Below are 21950 nucleotides of genomic sequence, written 5' to 3' on the forward strand. Positions count from 1 at the left end.
ACGGGATCAGTGTCGCCGTGCAGCAGGTCGTCAAGATAGTTGCGCAGGCCGATCGGAGCCTCACGAGAAGTGAGCTGGTTGCGGCCGCACGATCGACGTTTCGAGGGCAGCCCGCGAGTCGGATAGGGAAGCTCATCGACGAAGCGATAGCCGCCCGCGCTTTGATCGAGGTCGGCGAAGCTCTGACCGTGGCCGGTGAGCACGCAGTTCAAGGTCACGGAGCGACAACGGGGGACTTCCGGCAGTCGCACCGAGATGGCGCCGTACGTGCTGTGGTTGTGGATCTAGAGTGCGTTGTGCGTACTACTGCGACCGCGCCGTACACGGACAGGCGCATCTTTCAGATAGGTGCGATCAGAATGGGCCGTGACGTTACCTGGGTCGATGAGGAGCCGGCATTCAGCAGGTTTGTGTGCTTGCCGGAAGGTCATGATGGCATTCGATCGCCCAAGGTTCGCGCACTTCAAGAAGCGAGCGCCGTGTCTCCTGCGGAGGCGTTGATCGCATTACAGCAGTACTGCTCAGGTGCGGACGTCATCGTGAGCTACAACGGGACGGAGAGCGACTTCCCGGCGTTGGAGGAGGCATTCGACAGAGAACAGCTGCCGCGATTGGAACAGGCGAAGATCGATGCGTACTACTTGGCGTTGGCTCTGTGGCCCTCGGCGAAGAGCCATCGGTTGGCGGCTCTGGCCGACGCTCTCGGCGTGGAACGGGAAGGGCTGAACTGGCACGATGCCGTCGACGACTGCGTGCTACTAGCCCGTCTGATGGATTACGCGGGCCGGGTGGTGGCAAGCTGGGAGCCAGGACTCCTCGATCTGGTGGCCTCGGTCTGTCCTGATTCGACGGCGTGGACGCTGGTACGCCAACTCGCGGCGCGAACCGACGTGGCTGTCCACGGCCAGGTAATGGGCAAGACCAGCGTGCACCTGTACGCAGATGTTGCGCACCTCATGTCGACGCATCTGTCGGTGCAGCCTCCCCGGCGGGCGCAGGTAGGTTGGGAGCGCCCCTGTACGAGCATCGAAGTGGGTCGACAGCTCCGCGGAGCTGATGGCCGGGTCGATCCCGTGCTCCTTGCGGCGGTGTCCCATGGAAATGCCGCGACACGCCGGTCCGCGCAGGAAGCCATGACGTCCGCTTTGCACGTCTGGGCGGACGAAGGCAAGCCCGCGCTGATCGAGGCGCCCACAGGTACTGGGAAGAGCTTCGCAGTGCTGGCCGCCGCCCTCGACTGGCTTGCTGGCGGTAAGGAACGCACGGCGATCATCACCACCTTCACCAAACAGTTGCAGCAACAGCTCGCGGATGACGTGGTCAAGCTGAATGAGGTGGTGCCAGGGCTGCTCAACGCGAGCGACCTCGTCAAAGGGCAGTTGAACCGCTTGTCGCTTAGGGCACTCGTGGTTGCCCTCGCGGATGCGACCGCGTTGGGCGAGCAGCGCTCGCCTCGGCTGCGGAATCAGAATCGATTTCTCGAACGTCCGCTGTTCCGCGAGGTTCTCGTGTACCTCGTGTTGAGGTTGGTGGCGGCTCACGACGTGAGGAGCCGATGGACAGCGCACTCGGTCGATGCGGTCGACATGCCGGCGTTCTTCGCTGGCTACGCGGGACCGGCTTTGGCGGTCTGGCTAGAATCGCTTTCTCAGGCCGCCAACGGTGAGTACGCGGCGAATGCCGAATCAGCGGTGTCCTCACACACCGACACGGTGCGCGAGGCGCTCTCGTCCCATCGTCTTCTCCTGGCCAACCACGCGCTCCTGCTGGCTCACATCGATGACCTGGACGCGCTCGGGCCGGACACCCTCCTGGTAGTGGACGAGGCGCACCAGCTTGAAGATGCGGCGACCGCGGCGTTGACAACGTCGGTGGACTACCGGTCGGTCGAAGATCTTCTCGCCGAGCTCCAAAGTTGGGTGGGCGGCGCGCGGCCAGGCAAAGACCGCGAGTCGGTGCGCGAAGCGGTGGACAATCTTGAGGCGCTGCTGGATCACGAGCACTTGCCGAAGGTGGCGAGCACGGCGTTCGATGCCAAAGGCACGGGGGCTGGTGTCGTCGTCGGAGCCAGGACCGTCACATTGACCAGCTCCTACACGGGGACTGCTGGCGTGATCGAGGTGCGGAGGCTCGCGGGGCTGCTCATGCGCCTGGCTGGGCAGTGTGAGGCGTTGGTCGGCGCGTTTGCTGCTTATCGCAAGACCCATGAGTCGGGGGCCGACTTCTTCGAATTCGAGCGTGTCAAGGCGCTGCTCGCCAGGTGTGCGGAAGTACGGGACGCGGCACACTCGATCGTGTCGGACATGAACGCTGTAGTGGGAGCTGTCGGCACGGCGGCACCTGATGCGGACGGACCTTCCGCAGACCTCACCGGCCCTCTGCCAGACGGTGGCGACCAGGTAGATGACGCAGACGTCGGTTACGACGAGGACGAGGTGCCGTTCGACGAGGCGGAAGACGAGGACGTTACCGAGCCGCCGCTGGGTGAGCTTCCGCCGAACGTTTCGAATCGCGTCGTCTACGCCGAGGAACTCGGTGCGCTGCGCGAGGGTCTGCGTCGCTATCAGTTCGGCATCTCGAGCAGCCCTGTCGAGCTCGCCGCAGACTCATCCTGGCAGCAGTTTCTAGCGACCTTTGCCCGCACCTACTACGTGAGCGCCACGCTGCGGGTGGCCGGCAGATGGGACTTCATCCGGACTCGTCTGGGGTTGCCCGCTGGCATCGCGACCCTGGCATTGAATACACCGTTCGACCTGGGACGGCAGGCGGAACTCGTCTGTCTATCGGACTTCCCGTCCTGGGCGGAGCAGGCTGAGGCCGCCTCACGGACCGTGGCTCACCAACTGGCCGGGTATGCGAGAGAAGTGGTCCGGCCCGTGATGTCCGATAGCGAGGGAAGCTGCGATCTTCGTGGCGGATACGACGGTGGTGCCCTTGTCCTGACGACGGCTCGGTCGACTGCGGGGAGCATCGCGGACCACCTGGCCGGGGAACTCCGCCGACGCGGTGACGAGACGCCGGTGCTGTCCACCCTCGTCTTGGGCAACCACCGTGGTTACCAGCAGTTCAAAGACGTGGAGCACGGGGGCGGTTTTCTCGTTGGTACCAAAGGGCTCTGGCAAGGTGTGGACATCCCGGACGAGCGACGCCTGCGCCTGGTGTGGATCAACAAGCTGCCGTTCGCGCCGTTCGCTGCCCCGGTGATTGAAGCGCGTCGGGAAGCGGTGAAGGCACGGGCCGAAGCCGCTCACGTGGACGACCCGGACGCAGTGGCGACGCAGACTTACTATCTTCCGTTGGCCGCCCTTCAGCTCAGGCAGGCGGTTGGTCGCCTCATCAGGTCCGAGCGCCACCGCGGCGTCATCGTGATCAGTGATCGAAAACTAGCGGGTAGGACCGCGCTTCGACGGTCCTACCGTGAGACGTTTCTCGGTTCACTCGACGACGGCCCCGATGGTGCCCAGGGGTTGCTCAAGGCCGATCCGGTCACGGGCGAACGGGCTGGTGGCAACGTCGTTCCGATGGCGGAGGGATGGACACGGATCTGGCGCTTCCTGGCCGATCAAGGGCTCTTGACGCAGGAACGTGCGGCGCAGCTGTGCACCGCGGAAGCACTGCACGAGCACACGTTGTTACCGCAGACGCGGCGAATCCGGGAATTGGCGCTGACCCGGGAGCAGGTCGAGCGGCGACGGGAGGAAGGGACACTCGAGGCCGAGGTGCTGCGCCGCGCGGCGGTCGTGGGCGGCCTGCTGCAGCTGTCGGATGAACCGGCTCGGCTGAAGTCCTCTCAGGAGGCCGTCATCGCGGCGGTGGCTAGTGGAGTCAACGTTCTCGGTTTGTTGCCGACGGGGTTCGGCAAGAGCTTCTGCTTTCAGTTGCCGGCACTGGTGCTTCCTGGTGTCACGCTGGTCGTATCCCCATTGGTCGCTCTCATGCACGACCAGGCGCTCGAGTTGAACCGCAGCATCGGTGGCGCTGTTCGCGCGCTGGTGGCGCCGATGCGCGAGTCGAGCTCCCGTGCGGGCAAGACAGAGGTCTCCGACCAACTCCTGGGCCGACATGACCACGGGATACGGATGGTGTATGTCTCGCCGGAAAGATTGTGCCAGCGCCGGTTCCGGGAGGTGGTTCGGAAGGCGGTCGCGGACGGAACTGTGTCTCGCATCGTGTTGGACGAGGCGCACACGTTTGTGCAGTGGGACGACTTCCGTCCTTCGATGAGCCGCGTCGAACGCTTCCTCGACGAGCTGCGGGAGGGTTTCGGTTTACCGGTCACAGCATTGACCGCGACTGCGAACCGGAGCGTTCACACCGGTCTGCGCGAGGGCGTCTTCGGTCTGTCCGCGAACCCACCGGGCGGTCCGGCCGGGGAGGACCTGGAAGCTCGTTCCGGTGTTCTAGTGACGGTCCGAGAGAACCCGATCCGTCCGGAACTAGCGATCTTCCGGCGGACGTTGCGTAGGGACAATGGAACCGTCGCGGGACTGGCGGAGGAGGTGCTCGGTGCGATCGACGACCACGCGATCTTCTACTGCCTAACTGTCAAGGAGGTTGTCTCGCTGCACGCTCACCTGCGCGAGTACCTGGGCGAGGCGGGAATCCGGGTGCGCCGCTTCCACGGACGCCTGACCGAGGCCGAGAAGTCCTCGGTGATGACCGAATTCAGGGAGGCGCCCGCTAGGGGCCAAGAGGGTTTTGCGCCACTGGTGGTCGTTGCTACGAGCGCATTCGGCCTTGGCATCAACCGTCCCGACGTGAGAACGGTGTTCTGCGTCAGTGCACCGACGGACCTCTCCGCCCTCTATCAGCAGTTGGGGCGTGGGGGCCGGGATGCGGCAGGTAAGGGCAGAGTGCCAGGCCCGCCGCCTGCCGAGGATGGCTCTGCAAGAGGCGTGTCGACAGAAGACAGGGCGGTTACAGCCAACGTAGGACTGGCCTTGATGACGACCAGGGGTATCCGAACCGTCGCGTTCATGACCTGCCAGGATCTGCGCCCGGCCCTGCTTCAGGACATGGGGCGTGCTGTCCTGGCGTGCGATGCCGTCCTCGACACCCACGACATCGCTGACAGGTTGATCGGGGCGGATCTGGCCGGCGGAATGCTCAATCGTGACGAAGCGTCGAAGAGCCGGACGGCCGAGCAGTACCAGGCTGGTGTCGTTCGTGTGTTCGCCGCGCTTGCCGGGCTCGGTTGGGTGGAGGACCTCGGTGATTTTCCGCCGCTGTGCGCCGTCAAACCCGGCGAGCTGTTCCACCAGGGGGGCACAAGCAAACCGGACCAGCGGTCCATCGGCGCGATGGACCAAATGGATACCGAGAGCGAGGTGGTGGCCGCTGTGCTCGCACTATCAGCCCGAAAAGGCCGCGGCGATGGGCTGTACCGGTCCCGCTTGGACGTCGTGCGGTTGGACGCCCACCTAGCGCAGTCCATCCCCCACTTCCGCAACCTCTCCGAAGATCCGCCGAGCACGTGGCACCTGCTGGCTGACCTTCACGACCGTGGCCTGCTCGACGTGAGTGCGGCGCCTGCCGGACGCCTGGTGACGGGGCTGCGGGTCCTGAGCACCGAACTGCCGCCGGGTTTCCTCTCTGCTCTGTCCGGAAAGGCGGCCCGTGCCCGGGAGGAAATCGCGCTCCTGAAGGACTTCTACGAGGACGCGACCACATGCGCCAACCGCAAATTCGCGGACTACTTCGGTGTAACGGAGCTGCCTGCAGGCTGTTGCTCGAACGAGGGCAACCGCTGCTCCGCGTGTTGGGGGGCCGGCGACTGGCCGATCGGTGAACGCCAGCCCAGGACGGCTGAAAGGTTGATGACGGACCGTCCGCGTCCTGCAGGGCGGCGCGTCGATGCGGCTTACCGGAAACGAAGACTCGACCAGCAGGTATCGAGGCTGGTCTGGGAGGTGTTCAACGGCGTCCACGAGCGGGACGTCCACCGTGCGCTGCGGGGCGAAGACTCCTATTACCACCCGGTGTTCCGGCGGCGGGTGCGCCTGCGATCCGGACTTGTCACGAGCAGGTTCTTCGGTGCTGGTCCGGCGCTGACAGTCCAGGAGATCGTTGAGTCGCTGGGCCGTCTGGAAGCCGCAGGCACCGTGGTGAGGACCGGGATCCTGTGGCGAGACGCCGGCCACGTGCGGCGTGAGCAGGCGAAGGCGGCGCGTGCGGCGGCTCAGTTGGCGGTGTTCGACGTGAAGGTCGAAGGCTCCGGCACGCACGCGGACAGGAGAAGTGGGCGATGAACCGCACGGACGCTGGTGTTGCACGCGGGCCGGAGGGCACAACAGCGGAGGACCACTCCACCGATGAAACAACGGTGTGGCGACCGTACGAAGACAAGCCGGTGCTCACCCCGGAGATGGTTCTCGGTCTCAACGAGGCCGACGAGGAATCTCAGGGCAGACTCATCCGCTATCTCGATGCGGTGGTGCAGGCGCGAACTGGTCCGGTACACGTCAACGTCGCATTCAACGCTGTCTACTTCGGCTACGACACAGGCAGGCGAGCCTATGTCGGCGGTGCAATTGAGAGCCTGGACTTGCTGCCTCTGCTTGGAGTCGGCGATGCCGCAGTGCCGGTGGGGGCCTTGATCAAACTTGAACCGGGTCAACACGACATCTTCGCCGAAGTGGTCTACAAGGAAGGGGCCCACTCCGAGCTCGGTGACGACGGCAGTCTCCCCGCCTGGCTTTCGGGAGCACCATCCGGAGCGGTTGGGCTTGGGGAGACCAATGCCGATCCGCACCCGGTGCTCCGTGAGCGGCTGGTGATCGACGTCGACGCGTTCGGCCACGGGCTTTCGGTCACTGACACGCAGCTGGTCAGGCTCAGCCGGCAGGGCCGGGTTCTGGACGAGTTCGGGCACGTTGTGATCGATGCCCGGTACGGCTCCCGCGAGGAAGCCGACCTGGACGAGTCCTCCTTCTACGCCCGCTACCTGCTTTCTCAGGGCCGCGACCTGTTGCTCAGCAGCCTGGCACCAATGCCGCTGGCTGCTGCTCTGACGCGGGACGCAGGTACCGAGCAGTACGAAGCCGCTCTGCTGGGCCTGCTCGGCACGGTCGAGGAAGCCCTGCGGCGGTCCAGCAATCTGCGAATGTGGCGTGGTTACGCCTTCACTCGGGACGGTTTCGCCGCGAGGCTCCGCGACAACGGCCCGTTGGGCGGGCCGGACCTGGAGACGATCGCGACTCAACTGCGCCGCGGCGCGTTGCCGGACCGGCCGTCGCGATGGCAGCCGCGCAGGCGCGTGGTCCACACTGCGATCGGCCCCCGCCTCCGCGATGTTCGAGGTGCCGCTGAACTGCTCCGCAACACCTGCTACCCGCTCGTGGTCTGCCATGCGAACTCGGTTGTGAGCGCCTACGTGCGCGGCGAATCCGATGAGCTGACCGGCCTGCTCGAGGACGAAGTGAGCCTTCGGCTCGATGACGCTTGGCAGGGCGGTGGAGTGTGGCGGGCCGAGTACCCAGGGAGCGTGGACGCACGCCTTGATCCCACACAACCGCTGGGGCGAGGCTGGTCGGAGACGCTCTCGGAGCGAGTGTCAGATTCCGCTGAGGTGCCCGAAACGGTGATGGCTTTCGAGTTCGACCTCGACGCTGAACACGACGACTGGGGACTCGGTCCGCTGCTGGTGACCGACAGCCAGCTGAGCTGGAGTCAGCCATTGAGACTGAGCCACCAAGTTGACGGGTTCCTGCCGATACCCGAGCACGTGGCCGCGAAGATGCGTGGGAACGTACCGAGATTGAGAGTGATCCTCACTCACGCTGGGTGCGAGTTGCCCCGCGCCGCACGACAGCAGGACACCCAAACCGAGCTTTACGGACCCAGGCCGCTGCTTCGCGGAATCGAATGGCCCTTGGAGTTCTTTCCAGGGATCGTGTTGACCTGCAGGTGGTCACGCGGTGCGGGCGTGATTTATGTGGAATCGACGCTGTTGGACCTCCCGGTCATGGTGGACGATATGGAGATCGAGCACCGCTACGACGCCGGGATTCTCACCAGGGACACCGCACCCGGCAGTGGCCAGCGGAGCATCGGTGGACCGGGCAGTTCGGCCGTGCCGATGAATACCAGCACGCTTTCCCAACGGGTGCTCGGTGCCGTGCGCCGTCTCGGCCTGTTGGATCCCGAGGGGCGAGCGGTGCTGCCCCGCGTGAATCTGGCGAGAGCTATCTACGGTGTCCCCGGCGCCGCACAGGTGCGCGACGTTGGTGAGAGTGCGCTCGACGATGTGGTGGACCGCCTCGTAGCGGATGCCGCGCTGAGAATGGATGCCGCGAGTTACGACCCGGCTGCTCGCCGCCTGCGGTTCCCGGCAGTGCAGGGGGAGACCACGGTGGAGGTCCTCATCTACGAACCGGTGATCATGACCGCAGCATCCGGACATCCCCGATCGGTGACTCGGCGACTGGATTCGAAGTTCGTGCGCGAGTCGGAAGTCGCCGGACACCTGCGCCGCATCGGCCACCGCGGACACGCAGCGAGTGACGACCAGCGCCTCGCCTATCGCCGGGACCGCGAACGTTTCGGCCTGGTGGGACCTGTGGAACTCCCGGAAGGCTATACCTACATCGCGCCGTTCACGAGGCGATCCTAAGCGTTACTCCATAGGTGGAATGCGTAGTAACGTTTCCGCTTTATCGCACGATATCCGGCCACGCGTGCCTGTGATTTGGAAACCGATCAATGCCGTGCAGCGTGCGGTGTGGTTCGACAACTATGCGGAGGGTCCATGGGCGGACATCGCCGGTCTCATTCCGAATGTCGGTTCGTCCCAGGGCGCCCGTACCCCGTGTCACCTACGGCCGGCTGGCCCCTGGATGTCGATGCGGAGGTGGACGAAGCCCTCGACGCGTTGGAGCAGATGCTGACGTCGTGCAGCGAGGTCCTGCGGGCCGCGGCGTCGAAGCTCGACGTCGCCGATGTTGTGAAGGCATTGCGCTTCATCCCTTGGCAGCACCGCCGCTCGGTGCTCGAACCGCTCGGTCTGACGATCAGGCCACGCAACGTCAACTTTGCGACTGGGCAGCACGTGGCTACCCGAATCGCGCGGGCCAACGAGCACGACCTCCGACATGCGGTCTCCGCGCTCTCACTCGGGGCGTGGATGGATATCAGTGACGAGGCGTTCAGAGGACAGTCAGACGACTCGGTGCAGAAGTGGGGCGAAGCGCTCTGCCGAGTGGCCGTCTGGGCCAACGGACTCACCTCTGTCCACGACGCCCGGATCTGGTTCTGGGCAACGGAGAGGGAGTGGTTCCGGATGGACGGCTTGTCCGACGCGCAGGTCGAGAAACTCGCCGCAGCATCGGAGCGGGTCGTCGTTGCGACATCGTCGTACAAGCACGGTGTGGAAGCCGAGGCGGTGGAACGAGAGGATGACGCTTCACTGGACAACCCGATGGATGACGAGTTGCTTCCGCACACCGACGACGCTCGGGCCGAGGACGCACTGGGGTCATCGTGGGAGACGGCGGACGACCTGATGGTTGCGGTCGACAATTTCGATGTGGCGTTCGCGGGCGCGCTGGGCGCCGCGCAGAGGGTTGTGAAGCGGCTGGGTGCGAAGCAGGTGCCGCTCCGCAGTGACCTCGATGTTCTGGTCAGGACACGGGAGTCCTTCGATGATCTCGCTACTGCTTTGTCGGCAGCGGGAGTGGTCGCCGAGGATGAGAGTGTGGCTGCTCTTCGGACAGCCGTGGAGCAATTGACAGCGCACGAAAGCGATGTTGCCGCGCGGGAACTTCTCGGCGCTGTGTGCGCTCTTCGCAGCCCTGACGAACCTCCGATGCTGTTGGAACAGTTGACCCGCGCGCAGAAAGAAGCACAGGAGTTGCTCGCCGCAGACCCCTGGGACAACGAGTTGCGCGAGCGAGCGGAATCGTTGGGCGTGCTCGTTGGGTTGGTTTCTACCGATTCCGCCAACGCGGAACGGATGCCTCTCGTGATGATGTGGTCCTCGGCGAGGCCCGAGCTGTCGTTTCTTGCGATCCAGGCAGGGCTGCTGATGGCGCCCGACGGTCCCTGGGACCCGTCGCAAAAATCGGACGACGTGAAGACCGCCGAGGAGCCACCGTCCCCGGACATAGACTGCGTCGCCGAGCTGGGTGCCGCTTCGTTGCAAGGTGCTGACTTGCCCAGGCAGGCAGTGCCGGAGGTGATCGAGGAACCGGTGGACACTGTCCTGCCCGAGCCGGTCCACGCGGAGGTGGAAACGGCTGCCGGGGATACTGGCACGGCGTCGTTCGACACCACGATTGAGGACACCCTCGCCCGCCTTGTCGAGGACCGGCGCTTCGGTCTCGCAGCGGAAGTGCTCAAGGCGACAGGGGAAACCGACGTCCAGTTCACGGCACTGCGTATCGCCGCGCTGTCGGGCGTCGTCCGCAACCAGGCTGGCGCCGTCGCAACGTTGCTGCAGGACGAGTTCGACAATCTGGAAGCGGTCGCGGTCGCCGGAGACACGCCGAGCCTGTTGCTCACCGTCCCGGCGTTGATTCGGGTTGCCCTGGTCACCGGGCAGCACGCCACGGGCGCTTTGCTCAACCAGCTCGCACCGCACCTCGAACCGAACCTGAACATCGTGGCGGAGGAGATCGGGCGCCGCGCACTGCACGGGATCCTGGCCGAGGCTCAGACTCCGCTCGTCCTCGCCGACGTCACAGAGGTCGAGCGGGGTATTCAAATGATCACCCAGGCTGCGGGTCACATCCGCAGCCGAAACCGGACACTGCGATTCAAACGTGCCACAGACATCAGCAAGATCTGGCTCGACGCGAGGGGAATCCTCGGCCGACCGCTGAGCCTGGTGGAGCGCAACGACAGCACTGCAGTCGACGAAGTCGCCGATTTCGTCGACAAGCTGTCGACCAGCAGCTTCATCAAAAGCGAACTCGACAAGCTTGACCGGCGATTCCAAGGCACCTCGGGCAAACCGATCGAGGGTGCCGGACGGCAGGACCTCCTCAACCTGGTCCAGGAAGCGCTCAAGCCGCTCGCCGACTGGGTCGTTGCCGTCCGCTCACTGGACAACCGCGAAATGCTGGACCGTCACTGGAGCGCGGGTGAAGTCGCCGAGATGCGCCGCGCGGTTCTGGACCGCCGGGGCGGCGTTCTCGGCGCGCTGGAGAACCTGACTCACCACAACGACCCGCTGACGGCCGCCGCCGCGCGGGCCGCGTCTCACGCGATGATCACCACGTTCAACATCCTCGAGGGCACACGCAAGCTGCCGGCCCGCGAGCCGTCGCCTGAACTTGTGCTGACCGTCGAACTGCTCAAGCTGGCCGACGCCACGGTGGATCACGGGACGGAGTGCGTCGTCGCACCACGCGAGACCACCGTGCAGCACCTGTTAGAAGTCGTCGACCGCTCATGGGACCAGGCGTTGAGCGGCCTGGTGGGTGCGAACAACTTTGCTGCCGCTCACTTCCTGCTTGAACTGGCGGCGGCGGGCAAGGTCCCGCAGGAGAGCGGCAGCGTCGAGGGGCTGGTCGAACGCGCTACTGCGGTTGACCGGGCGGAACTGGAGAAGCGCACCGCCCTGGCGGACGAGCTGCAGAACCTCCTGACGACGTTGCGCCGCGAACGTCTCAACAACGCGATCTCCGACGAACAGGACGGCGAGCTGACCAGCCTGCTTGAGGACGCACGTAGGAACCTCGCTCTCGACTTGGTATCGGTCGATGGAACCCTGCGCCGCATATCCGACCTCTTGCCCCGCTACCGCGCTGAGGCCACGGCGCGGCTGACCGTCCGTTTGAAACAGCTGCAGAGCAGCGAGCAGATCGATCCAGGAACCCATGAGCGGGTCGTCCGGCTCCTGGACGATGGGCAGCTGTCCACAGCGGAGGAGCTGATCTACTTCCTGGAGATCGACGAGGACGTGCCCGCGATCTCGCAGTCGCTGGACCTCACCAGGTTCTTCCCGGCGGTCCCTAACGCTCTTGGTGAAGGCATCAGTCACGACCTGGTGGCACTGGTGGGCCAGCGTGGTGTCGTGGCGGACTGCCCCGTGCTGAACTTCAGCGCACTGAGCCCGGACCTCGCCGAGATGGCCTCCGAATCGCTCAACAGCTGGCGACAGCTGTCACAGGTCGAGCCGGCTTTGCGCAACAACACCAGCAACTTTGCGATGGCGGGCCACATCTTCCCCGCACTGCGCATGATCGGTCTGGAGGTGTCGAACCTGCACCGGTTGGAGAGCCTGCCGCGTAGCCACGACCGCCGCTTCGTCGAGGTGGTGGTGCGGGCAATCGTCGGCAACGCGCTGGTGCCGGCGTTTGGCTCGAAGCTCGACGGGCGCCTGCGCGTGCTGTTGGCGTGGGGGCGGCCGAGCGCCGAGCTTCTGATGAGCTGGGCCGACGGTGATCCGTCGGGTGAAAGTCTGTTGGTAGTGCATTTTGGCACGATGAGCGCGCAGACCCGGCGTGACCTCGCTGTGAAGGCCGCAGGGCGAAGCGCGCCCGTCGTGGTTGTGGACGACGCGGCACTGGCCTATCTCGCCGCTCACGGCAACCGGCAGATGACCGCAACCATGAACGTGCTACTGCCCTTCTCCAGCGTGAACCCCTACATCAGGCAGAAGCGCGGCGTGGTCGCTCCGGAGATGTTCTACGGACGCGACAAGGAACGGCGCAGCGTCATTGACCCAGACGGCACCCAGTTGGTGTTCGGCGGGCGAGGGCTGGGCAAGTCCGCCCTGCTCAACAGCGCGGCCCAGCAGTTCGAGAACCAGCGCCACACGGTGGGCGAGCGCGTTGCGCTCTACCTGGACCTCAAGGCGGTCGGCATCCGCGCGAACTCGCCGATCAGCCAGGATGCGATCTGGGACGCGCTGCACACGGCGCTAGTGAGAAGGGAGGTGGTGGCGCCAGTAAGTAAAAACGCGCCTGACCGGCCTTCGCGGGACTTGGTCGAGAAGGGAGTGCAGGCCTGGCTGGACGCCGATCCGGCGCGGCGGTTGCTCGTACTCCTGGACGAGGCCGATCAGTTCTTTGAAGCCGACATGCCTGATTTCTCGGAGACGACCCGGCTGAAGGCGCTCGGCCAGATGAACAACGGGCGGGTGAAGGTCGTCTTCGCGGGTCTGCACTCGGTGCAGCGTTACGCGAAGACCGCTCGCAATGCCCCTTTCGGGCACATGGCACAACGTCCGACGGTCATCGGCCCGCTCAGTCCTCAGCACGCGGCCGATCTGCTGACCAGACCTCTTGCCGCCCTCGGGTACGACTTTGAGGACCCGGACCTGGTCAACCGTGTTCTGGGGTACTGCTCGTATCAGCCGTTCCTGTTGCAAATCTTCGCCAGTCGCCTCATCGAGCAGATGCATTTCAAGCGAGACGCCGGCCTCTCCCGAGGCATCGAGCCGCCGTACGTGATCACACGCGGTGACGTGGAGGCGGTGGAGACGCACGCGGACCTCCGCGCCGACATCCGGGCTGCGTTCCACGAGACGCTGAACCTGGACCACCGGTACGGAGTCATCGCGCATGTGCTCGGCTACCACGCCCACGAGCAGGGACTGGACTCGCGGCTGACGGACAAGCAGTTGAGGGAGGAGTGCCGCAGCTACTGGGAGAATGGTTTCGCGAAGCTGGACGTTGAGGGCTTTCGCGCGTACCTCCAGGAAATGATCGGTTTGGGCGTCCTCGCACCCAACAACGACGGACGCGGGTGGCACCTGCGCAGCGCCAACGTTCTGAGCATGATCGGCACCCGGGACGATGTCGAGACGGAGCTGTTCTCCGCCGAGGAGAGGTCCGTGCCGGACGAGTTCCTCGCCCTAGAGTCGCGGCAGGAGCTGAAGGACGGCAAGCGTTCGCCGTTGACGGCGGCTCAGATTGACGACCTGTTGGGCGACCACCGCAACCAGGTACGAGTCGTGCTGGGGTCGCATGCGACGGGTGTCCACCTGGTTCCCGAAGCTGTGCACGCCGCAGCGTCTGTGGGAAACCGCTTCTCCCTGCCTCCGATCGGGAATCGGCGCCAGTTCGAGGAGCAGCTCGTGTCGGGCAAGCCGGGGGAGTGGCGGGTTGTCCTAGACGACCTGGTCAGTTTCGCGCCGCATGAACAGGCTTGCCTTGAGGCGCTGGAACTTGCTCAGACCCGGACGCCTGTGGCGTCGGGTGTGACGCGTTCTGCGGTGATCGTGGCAGGTCCGGAGCAGATGGCGTTGTGGCGGCACACGTTCGCCCAGATCGACGAAGCGAGCTTTCGTGCACCGGGGGCGCTGTCATTGAGCACCGTGACCCTCCGCCGCTATGACCTCGCGACGCTCCGAGTGTGGTCGATTGAGGCGACCATGTTCACGAACGAGGAACGGCGCAGCGAGTTGCTCCGGGTCACCGGTGGTTGGCCGACGTTGGTGGAAAAGGCTGCGCAGCTGGTCAGCGGCGTCGGCGCTACGCCGCAGAACTCCTCCGGCATGGAGGAGGCTGAGGCGCTGCGCAAGCTGGAGCGGGGGTTCGAAACGCCGGGCGGTGCCGCGGCTTTCGTGGCGCAGGTCGGTTTGGTAGATCAGGAGCTGTGCACTGCGTTCGACACGATGCTTGACATGATCGGTTCGGCTGGTGTGAGCCGAGCAGACCTCGAGGCAGCTGCCGAACTGGTGGTGCCGGACCCGTCGATCACCGTTGACTGCCTGATCGCGCTTCAGGTATTCAACGTCGACCGAGACGGCCGGTTTCTCCCCGAGCCCAGACTCGCTGCATGTTGGCCGCATCGCTGACACTTGCCAGTGTGCGACGGGGTGGTCATTGGTCAAGGACCGGAGGCCACCCTTCCGCATTGGAGCTTAGCTGCAGGCCGAAACGGGGTGGCGGGCTTCTCGGGCGACGGTCGCTCCGGCGGTGGGCCGCTCCTGATCAGCTACCCATTTCGAAATCCAGAAGGGGCATGAGTCACGGTGGTCAGAGCCCATGGATGCGGCCGGAGCACAGGGTCTTGCTGGCCCACCCTCCTCGTGCCCCTGGCCCGCGCGACCCCGCGCCGGCTCCGGCTGCTGGTCAGCCCCGTACACGGTGCTGAGGTGGCACCGCGACCTGATCGAGTGGGGGCCATGCCCGCACGAGCGCGAACCGAAGCGCCGTGGGTCCGCTCTCCGTGAGCTGGGCTGCCAGAGTTCGAGCGGCCGCGAGGGTCTCCTCACTCTGCTTTCGCTTCACTGAGGTGTCCCACAGCTCGACGGTCATCCCGACGGGGTGAACCGGTACGCGGACTCGTCTGGCCACATCGTGGATGATCTTGATCCCGTGCGCGTCCAGGTCGCCCCACGCGGCGACGGGCACGGGTTTGTCCTGCAGGAAGTCGATCAGGCCGGTGCTCACGAAACCCTTGCCCCACACGCAGAGCCAACGATCGGCTATCTCGGGCGTGCGGCACACCTGGTCGAAGGTGTCGCTGTTCTCGACCAGCAGGATCCCGGCGGCGGTGAACTCCGTGGTGCCCAGCACGCGCAGACCTCTTGCGGGAATGCTGGGCCATGGCTCGCAGATCTGGGCGTTCGCGATGACGTCCTTGCATGTCCAGACAAGTGGTCCGCGCATGCGCAGATCCGTGTCGGGTACGTCGAGTGCTTCGTGGAACGGGAGGTTCAGCAGCTTTTGGAACGCGAAGCGGCGGTGCATCGTCCACTTCGCCTTCGTGTTCCGCCATGCCTGGCGAGCCAGATCTTTGGGACTGAAACGCCTGTTCTCCCGGCGAGCGAGGTAGTACGCCGTGGCAGCTCGAAGCGCTGCTTCGAACAAGCTCCACCTCGCAGTTCCACAACGCGAGTCAGAGGGAACGACCGGCGTCGGTGACGGCGGGGTTCTGCGCAGGCCGGTGTGTTCGAGACGCAGCTCGGGAACGTTCGCGGTCAGGCTGAGTAGCTCTGTCGCCGCGCCTGAGCAGGTGCTGCGTGATCTCGCCGCACGGCACGACGAGCTCCGCCCCGACTGGTACGTGGTCGACCAGATCGACTACGCCACAACACTTGCGCTGCACGCGCTCGACCTGCAGCTCGTGTCCTACATCACCGGCCACCCGACCTGCCTGGTCGCGCGGGACGACCAGTTCTTCGGGCTGCCCCAGGCATGGCCGGCCGCGGTGCACCCGTCACCGTCCGAACTCGCGTTGCTGTCCAGCGAGGTGCGTCTCACCGATCTCGCCCACACAGCGGCGTTCTCGCGTTTTTTCCGTGACTTCGCGCCCTAACGTCGGTCGCCGCGCCGGGCTTTGGGCCTGACCTCCTCCCACGCCGCGGTCGTGAACTACCCGGAACTTCCTTGGCTGCCACCGCTGCCGGAGCACCAGCGGCAGATCTTCCTCGGTCACTGCACCACCGCCGACACGCTCGACGAGGTCTTGCTCGACCGGGTACGTGAACGACGTGTTCTACTGGTGGCGCTGGGAAACTTCCTGTCCGCGAGGCACGACGTGCTGCGCGAGGTCGTGGAAGGCGCATTGCGCATCCCGGACCTGACGGTGGTGGTCGCCGCAGGAGGCCGTGTCGCCGAACTCGCAGACCTGGCCGAGGACCCACGTGTCGTCGTGGAGTCCGACGTTCCGCAACGAGCTCTGCTGCCGCACGTCACCGCGATGGTGTACCACGGCGGCAACAACTCGTTCACGGAATGCCTGGCGGCGGGAATGCCCGCCCTGGGGCTCCCATTCTCGAGCGACCAGTTCCACATCGCCCACGACACCGAGCGGTCGGGCGCGGGTCTGTGCCTCGATTTAACGCCGCCACATCCGAGGACGTGACGACCGCGCTGAGCCTGCTCCTGCGAGGCCCGAACCCGTTCGCCGCCGTGCGTGACGCGGTGAGGGCAGCAGGACCCGACCGAGGCGCCGCGTGGCTGCTGGAGGTGCTCGGCACGGCTCGCGAGGTCGGAGGCACTTCTCGAGTCCACGGTTGCCGGGCGCCGCCGCCCTTGCATGATGAGTGAGGCTGTCACGTCACTGCGGGGCTGGCTCCGCAAAGACACTCGGTGATTGTTGATAACGATGCCTACACGCGGAGCGATCCCCACTGCGAACTGTTCCGGCCAAGGGAGCGCGACGATGCAGATGGTGATCACCGGCGACGACGCGGTGGCGTTGAGGAGCTTTCACGCCTGGCTGCGCGATGACGTCGATGTCGCCAGGTCCTCCGCGGTGAACCTGGTGTCCGCGGGCGGTCCCGGGGACATGGGCGCGGTCGAGATCATCAACGTCGTGCTTGCCAACACGATTGGTCTGGGAAATCTCGTGCTGGCCTACACGAACTGGCGTCGCACGCGCACCGACCCGCCTTCGCTCACCCTCGCGGTGGAGTCGGAGAAGGTCACCCCTCGCGACGACTCGCCGGAGGAGTTGCGGGGCATCAACGAGACCTTCTCGGGCTGGTTCGAGAAGGGGCGGAGCGATGACTGACCGAGTGGTGGGTCTCCCGGACCCGGCCCGATCACGTGCGGTCCTGCTCGGCGTCTCCCGTTACGAGTCGATGGACGACCTGCCGGCCGTCGACCGGAACATCGCCGCCCTGCAGCGGCTGCTGACCGATCCGGATAAGTGGGGTCTAGATCCCGCGCACTGTACCTCGCTCGTCAACCCGGACTCGGTGCACGAGGTGCTGGACGTCGTCCAGTCCGCCGCCGAGGAGGCGACAGACGCGCTCGTGTTCTACTTCGCCGGTCACGGTCTGCTGGACGAGAACTCCAACCTCTTCCTCGCGCTGCCGAACGTTGCGCCGAACCGGCTCTACCGGGCCGTCCGGTTCGACGACATCCGCCGAGAAGTGATCACGACGGCGCGCGGGTGCTACGGCAAGGTCGTCATCCTGGACTGCTGCTTCAGTGGTTCGGCGATGCGGGGTGCGATGGGCTCGGAGGTGGAACTGGCCGACCACGCCCAGGTTGACGGCACGTACCTGATGACCGCCAGTTCGGAGAACTCCGTCGCGAAGGCCGTGCCGGACGCGGAGTACACCGCGTTCACGGCCGCGCTGATCGACAAGATCGAGAACGGTGTCGCGGACGGCCCTGACCTCCTCGACATGGAGACCCTGTTCCACCACGCACGCGTCGACCTCGCCGCTTCGGGCATGCCGACGCCCCAGCAACGCAGCCGCAACGACGGCCGGATGATCGCACTCAGTCGCAACCGGCGCGGTCGCAGGAGCGCGGTGGCGGGGGAGTCCAAGCCGCGTCGGCGAGTGCTGCCCGAGTTCCCCGACGGCGCCGGCGCCCTGGCCCGGCAGACCCCGTCCGAGGTGGTCGTGCACGTCGCCGAGCTGCGAGCGACCGGCCGCTCCGACCTCGCCGACCAGGTGCTCATGGCGTCGGCCGCGTCGCGGATCGACCAGGAGGTCGCCGGCATCATCGACGCGCTGAGCGGCCAGCAGCACCGATCAGACCTCGACGTCGTCGTCACCGCGATCTGCCTGCGCTCGCCAGGAGAGGTCATGGCCGTCGTCGACGCCCTCCGCGAGATCGACCTCTTGGGCGAGTCCAGGACACTGCTCGCGAGAGCGGCGACCGGTGACGCCGCGGACGTGGCCGAGCTGGCGGCCGCGCTCCAGACCGCCGGACGAGTGCTGGAACTGGGACAGTTGCTGGACGTCGCGCTGGGTGCCGCTCAGGAGCGGGAGAACCTGATCGACCTCATCAGCGCGCTCTGGCTCGCCGGTCTGCGTCAGGAGGTCGACGACCTCATCAGCCGGGCGCTGCCGCGACTGGCCGGTCCGGCGGTGCTCACCTTGGCGGAGCAGTTGCGAGCCGTCGGAAGTGAGCCGGTCGCGTTCGGTATCTACGTCGCCGCGGCGGAAGCGGCCGCACAACAGCCCCCGGACACCATCGCTCAGCTCTGCCGTTCGATGATCAGCGCGGAGCAGGCGGACAAGGCCGAGCGGATCGCGGCCACCGCAATCGCCGCGGTCAGCGACCCTCGGCAGGCGTCGGCGCTGGCCACCGCCTTCTGGACGACCGACCAACCGGACTTCGCCGCGCGGACCCTGGAGCACGCCGCGACGACCCTGGACATCAACGGAGTTGTCGCCCTGGCCGCGGACCTGCGCGCCCAGGGCCGCGACGACGCCGAGTTCAGCCTGTGCGAGCGGGTCGTCACCACCCGACCGGCCGACGACATCTGTCAGCTGGTGACCGCGGTGCGTTCCGCCGGTCGCCCGGTCACCGCCAAGAACCTAGTGGTGAGCGCGACCAACCACGCCCAGGTGGACGTCGTCGCCGATTTCGTCCTCGCGGCGGCCGCCCGAGACCAGAAACAGGTCCTGACCGCCCTCCTCGACGGTACGCCACACCGTCTCGCCAGGATGATCAACGACCTGGCCGCGGCAGCACCTTCGGAACACCTGGCTCGCTCGCGGTCGCAGGCCGGTTTCGTCGACCTCCTCGCTGTTGTCGCCGTCGGCCTCGGCGAAACGCCGGTGGATCAGGTCGCGACCTTCGCGGCGCTCCTGCGTGAAGTTCCCCGCCAGGAGTTCTTCCGGGTGCTGCTGCGCGGGTGGCCGAGCGATGTCGTCGCGAAGCTCCTCCAACACCTCTCCCGCGACGATGCGAGCCTCCTCTTCGCCATGGCCGTGGAGATTGGCCAGCCGGTCCTCGGGAGGGTCGTCGACAGCGTGGCGCGCGGGAGCGCGTCCGTCCGGCTCGACGCCCTGCTCGACAACCAGCCGGCTCACCGATTCGCTTCCCTGTGCCGGGGACTGAGGGCCGCCGGTCTGTCCGCGCACGCCGATCGCATGATGTCGAGAGCGGCCACGGACGTACCCGCTCGAAGGGTCCTCGCCACCGTCACGGACCTCCGCCGGTCCGGTGAGGGCTCGGAGGCCGACACCTTCCTCCAGCTCTCACTCAGCAGTCGCACGGTGCGCCAGCTGCGGGAACTCATTCAGGTCCTGTACCTGGAAGGCGATGAACCCGGCCTCGGCTTGGCGCTGTCCTGGATCAGGGAGCAACGCCCGGCCGACGTGAACGAGCTGGCCGATCTCCTCCACCACGCTGACCTGTCCCAGTGCGCGCGAGAGCTCAGACGCGGAGTTGACACGGACACTCCGGACGCCGTCAAAACGCGTCGTTTTCCTTGGCTCCGCAACTGAAGCAGCTCCCTGGAAGGTGCCTCGAACAGGCCGAACGTGCTCACCGGCCCTCCGCCATGGACGTGATTCGCCGCTGAAGGGTGGCGTAGGAGTTGACAGCCGACAGGCTGTCGCTTAACGACTTGCTGAACAGCGGGGCGTCGCGTTGCTTGAGGGCGCGCTGACACCCGTCTCCCGAGCGCAGGGCATCGGGGAGCGTCTTCGCCCAGGCGGCTTGCGCCGGAGGATCGGGAATCGCGACGAAGTTCTTGGCGTCGGCGGCGTCCTGGGCCAGGGCGGTGCAGATCGGCAGTTCAGCCCTGCTGTTCGTCGACCAGCGGTACCTGACGTCAGTGCCGTACCGCTGCGCGTTGGCCGGAGCCTGGGAGGCATGCTGACTGCCATGAATCGTGAGCACGACGTCGTCGTCTACGGCGCCACCGGGTTCGTTGGGGCGCTGACCGCCGCATACCTGGCCCGGCACGCCCCCGAGGGCGTACGGTTCGCGCTGGCCGGGCGGTCTGCGGACAAGCTCGCCGCGACCAGGGCCGGGTTGCCTGCGGCGGCGCGGGAGTGGCCGCTGGTCGTCGCCGACTCGGGGGACCCGGTTGCGCTGGCGGCGCTGGCCGCGTCGACGCGGGTGCTGGCCACCACCGTCGGTCCGTATGCGCGTTACGGGCTCCCGGTCGTCGAGGCGTGCGCGCGGGCCGGCACGCACTATGCGGATTTGACCGGTGAGGTGTTGTTCGTCCGGGCCGCGATCGACGCCGTGCACGAGCTGGCTGTGGAGTCCGGAGCCCGGATCGTGCATGCCTGCGGCTACGACTCGATTCCGTCGGACCTGGGCATGCTGTTGATGCACGAGCGGGCCGTGGCTGACGGCGCGGGTCCGCTCACCGACGTGCGGTTGGTGGCTACGGTTCGCGGCGGTTTCAGCGGCGGCACGATTGACTCGCTGCGGGCGCAGATCGAGGCCTACGAGCGCAATCCCGGCCTGCGCCGCGTCGCCGCTGATCCGCATGCGCTCAGTCCCGACCGCGCAGCAGAGCCGACGCCCGCCCAGCCCCGTGACGCGGGGATGCCCTCCCGCGCCGCCGACGGAACGTGGCAGGCGCCGTTCGTGATGGCGCCGTTCAACACCCGCATTGTGCGGCGCAGCAACGCCCTGCTCGACTGGGTCTACGGGCCGGAGCTGCGCTACGGCGAGGTCATGGGCGCGGGGCGGGGCGTCACCGGAGTGCTCGTGGCGGCCGGTATCACCGGTGGGCTGGCCGGGCTGGTCGGCGCGATGTCGGTCAAGCCCGTCCGCGGCCTGCTCGACCGGGTGTTACCCGCGCCCGGTACCGGGCCCAGCGAACAGGCTCGTGCGAAGGGCTGGTTCCGGTCGGTGCTGCACGCCACCACCAGCTCCGGGCGCCGCTACCGGGCCACCGTCGCCGGACCGGGCGATCCCGGCTACGCCGCCACGGCCGTCATGCTCGGGCAGAGCGCCCTCTGCCTGGCCCTCGACGACCTCCCGCAACGGTCCGGCTCGCTCACACCTGCGACGGCCATGGGCCGGCCTCTGATCGATCGCCTGCGGCTTGCTGGCCACACCTACGACGTCACGACCGCCTGACCCACACCGCCGTGAGGGTTGGATGCTTCCCGCGGCCTCGGGAAGCGTGTCCTAGTCGTGGTATTGACGCCTCGGAAGGATGGTCCTCGGTGTCGATGCGTCACGCGGGCCTTGAGGGAGGTTGATCCAGGCGAGCACGTCGAGCCTGGTTTGAGTGGCCCGTGTGGGAGATCTCCGGGCTGGGGTGAGCTGGCCTGATGTCTGGTGTGGCTTGCTCCTGGTCTGTTCGGGTGGAGATGGACAGGACGTCGTCACGACGCC

10 protein-coding genes are annotated in these 21950 nt (G+C 66.4%); 8 read left to right on the forward strand and 2 right to left on the reverse strand.

Features of this window, described 5'->3' with window-relative positions; genetic code table 11:
* The first annotated feature begins 278 nt into the window (after window positions 1-278).
* The 3 genes from JNUCC0626_RS08315 to JNUCC0626_RS08325 all read left to right on the forward strand — a co-directional run bounded on the left by JNUCC0626_RS08315 (window position 279) and on the right by JNUCC0626_RS08325 (window position 14743).
* Window positions 279-6248, forward strand: a complete 5970-nt coding sequence (locus JNUCC0626_RS08315; protein ID WP_394621993.1) for a DEAD/DEAH box helicase — start codon at window positions 279-281, stop codon at window positions 6246-6248.
* Complete coding sequence (locus JNUCC0626_RS08320) at window positions 6245-8611, forward strand: hypothetical protein (RefSeq protein ID WP_394619089.1); 2367 nt, start codon at window positions 6245-6247, stop codon at window positions 8609-8611. Before JNUCC0626_RS08315 ends, JNUCC0626_RS08320 begins: the two co-directional genes overlap by 4 nt.
* A gap of 237 nt (window positions 8612-8848) precedes the next feature.
* Window positions 8849-14743 (forward strand): hypothetical protein, encoded by a 5895-nt coding sequence (locus JNUCC0626_RS08325; RefSeq protein WP_394619090.1) that lies wholly within the window; start codon window positions 8849-8851, stop codon window positions 14741-14743.
* A 277-nt stretch (window positions 14744-15020) separates the two neighbouring features.
* On the opposite strand, the gene JNUCC0626_RS08330 is transcribed toward JNUCC0626_RS08325, so the two are convergent.
* Window positions 15021-15641, reverse strand: coding sequence for a Wadjet anti-phage system protein JetD domain-containing protein (locus JNUCC0626_RS08330; RefSeq protein ID WP_394619091.1), 621 nt, complete (start codon window positions 15639-15641; stop codon window positions 15021-15023).
* 265 nt (window positions 15642-15906) lie between these two features.
* Between JNUCC0626_RS08330 and JNUCC0626_RS08335 the strand changes: the two genes are divergently transcribed.
* The 4 genes from JNUCC0626_RS08335 (at window position 15907) to JNUCC0626_RS08350 (ending at window position 20092) form a co-directional block, all read left to right on the forward strand.
* On the forward strand, window positions 15907-16209 hold the full coding sequence (locus JNUCC0626_RS08335; protein ID WP_394619092.1) for a hypothetical protein: 303 nt from the start codon (window positions 15907-15909) through the stop codon (window positions 16207-16209).
* Between the two features lie 51 nt (window positions 16210-16260).
* Window positions 16261-16758, forward strand: coding sequence for a glycosyltransferase (locus JNUCC0626_RS08340; RefSeq protein ID WP_394619093.1), 498 nt, complete (start codon window positions 16261-16263; stop codon window positions 16756-16758).
* Window positions 16759-17058: 300 nt separating this feature from the next.
* On the forward strand, window positions 17059-17409 hold the full coding sequence (locus JNUCC0626_RS08345) for an effector-associated constant component EACC1 (protein ID WP_394619094.1): 351 nt from the start codon (window positions 17059-17061) through the stop codon (window positions 17407-17409).
* Window positions 17402-20092 (forward strand): caspase, EACC1-associated type, encoded by a 2691-nt coding sequence (locus JNUCC0626_RS08350; protein WP_394619095.1) that lies wholly within the window; start codon window positions 17402-17404, stop codon window positions 20090-20092. Before JNUCC0626_RS08345 ends, JNUCC0626_RS08350 begins: the two co-directional genes overlap by 8 nt.
* 40 nt (window positions 20093-20132) lie before the next feature.
* Here the strand turns inward: JNUCC0626_RS08350 and JNUCC0626_RS08355 are convergent, their stop codons facing one another.
* Window positions 20133-20489 (reverse strand): hypothetical protein, encoded by a 357-nt coding sequence (locus JNUCC0626_RS08355; protein WP_394619096.1) that lies wholly within the window; start codon window positions 20487-20489, stop codon window positions 20133-20135.
* Between JNUCC0626_RS08355 and JNUCC0626_RS08360 the strand changes: the two genes are divergently transcribed.
* The gene (locus JNUCC0626_RS08360) at window positions 20475-21689 is read left to right on the forward strand and encodes a saccharopine dehydrogenase family protein (RefSeq protein ID WP_394619097.1); all 1215 of its coding nucleotides are present in this window, start codon (window positions 20475-20477) and stop codon (window positions 21687-21689) included. The genes JNUCC0626_RS08355 and JNUCC0626_RS08360 overlap by 15 nt on opposite strands.
* Window positions 21690-21950 lie beyond the last annotated feature (261 nt).

The sequence above is a fragment of the Lentzea sp. JNUCC 0626 genome, from assembly GCF_043632865.1.
Taxonomy (GTDB): Bacteria; Actinomycetota; Actinomycetes; order Mycobacteriales; family Pseudonocardiaceae; genus Lentzea.

What these genes read in the sequence shown, in the direction of transcription:
- JNUCC0626_RS08320 (WP_394619089.1), top strand. Translation starts at nt 6,245, where the DNA reads ATGAACCGCACGGACGCTGGTGTTGCACGCGGGCCGGAGGGCACAACA.
- JNUCC0626_RS08330 (WP_394619091.1), bottom strand. Translation starts at nt 15,641, where the DNA reads ATGCACCGCCGCTTCGCGTTCCAAAAGCTGCTGAACCTCCCGTTCCAC.
- JNUCC0626_RS08345 (WP_394619094.1), top strand. Translation starts at nt 17,059, where the DNA reads ATGCAGATGGTGATCACCGGCGACGACGCGGTGGCGTTGAGGAGCTTT.
- JNUCC0626_RS08350 (WP_394619095.1), top strand. Translation starts at nt 17,402, where the DNA reads ATGACTGACCGAGTGGTGGGTCTCCCGGACCCGGCCCGATCACGTGCG.
- JNUCC0626_RS08360 (WP_394619097.1), top strand. Translation starts at nt 20,475, where the DNA reads ATGAATCGTGAGCACGACGTCGTCGTCTACGGCGCCACCGGGTTCGTT.